Source organism: Streptomyces sp. CO7 (genome assembly GCF_053474865.1).
The window spans coordinates 404,138-405,312 of sequence record NZ_JBRIOU010000001.1; the positions used below are offsets into that span (position 1 = coordinate 404,138).

At 72.3% G+C, this 1,175-nt stretch carries 1 protein-coding gene and 1 pseudogene; both read left to right on the top strand.

Going from position 1 to position 1,175, the window contains the following annotated elements; all coding sequences use genetic code 11:
• Positions 1 to 256 (top strand): annotated as a pseudogene (locus ACOV8S_RS01935) (hypothetical protein); the annotation flags it as partial.
• A gap of 121 nt (positions 257 to 377) precedes the next feature.
• Positions 378 to 1,175: flotillin family protein (locus ACOV8S_RS01940; RefSeq protein ID WP_448315631.1), on the top strand; the 798-nt coding region annotated here is incomplete at its 3' end.

Consider the following 1,175-nt stretch of genomic DNA (forward strand, 5'->3'; position numbering starts at 1 on the left):
CGCCTACCGCGCCGGCCGGGCACTCATGGACGACGGCTCCGGCGCCGCCCCGCGTGAGGGAGACGTCGTGGGCGTCTCCGGCACCGTCGTCACCGCCATATCGGCGGACGGCTACGGCGAGGTCCTGGTACGCCTCGCCGGACAGCCCGTCAAGCTCGCCGCCCGCGCCGACACCCCGCTGCCCCGCGGCACCGAGGTCTGGGTCGACCGGTCGCTCTCCAGCACCTCCGTCTCGGTGCGCCCGGTCGAACGCTGACCGCTCCGGCGCCACCGGGCCACGCCGGGATTCGCCGGGCCCGATCGGGACCGTCGAACCCAGCGCCTCAACAACTCAACGACTTCACCACCGCGTCATTCCGTTCCCTGGGGGGGAATCCATGCCAAGCCCTGTCGTCATCGCGTCCGTCGGAGTGGTCGTACTCCTGTTCCTGCTGGGCCTGGTCGTGGCCAGCCGTTACAAGGTGGCCGGCCCCAACGAGGCCTTCATCGTCACCGGCCGCCGCGGCAAGAAGTCCACCGACCCCGAGACCGGCGCCGTCTTCACCGACAACAGCGGCCAGAAGGTCGTGGTCGGCGGCGGCGTCTTCGTCGTCCCGTTCGTCCAGCAGCGCTTCAGCCTCGACCTGTCGTCCCGCCAGATCCCCGTGCACGTCCGCGGCGCGGTCACCCTGCGCGGCGTCAAGGCCAACCTGGACGGCGTCGCCATCGTCAAGGTCGGCGGCGCCGAGGACGCCATCCGCGCCGCAGCGCAGCGCTTCCTCGGGCAGCAGGACGACATCGTCAGCTTCACCCAGGAGGTCCTCTCCGGCGCCCTGCGCGCCATCGTCGGCCGCATGTCGGTGGAGGACATCATCCGCGACCGCGCCGTCTTCGCCGGCCAGGTCGCCGAGGAGGCCGAGGCCAGCCTCTCCGGCCAGGGCCTGATCATCGACGCCTTCCAGATCCAGGACATCACCACCGAGGGCTCCTACCTGCAGGACCTCGGCCGTCCCGAGGCCGCCCGCGCCAAGCAGGAGGCCGACATCGCCGAAGCGATCGCCCGCCGCGCCGCCGAGCAGGCCCGCCTCAAGGCCGAGGAGGAGATCGCGATCGCCCAGCGGACCTACGCCCTCAAGCAGGCGGAGATCCAGGCCGAGACCGACGAGGCCAAGGCCCGCGCCGCGGCCTCCGGCCCC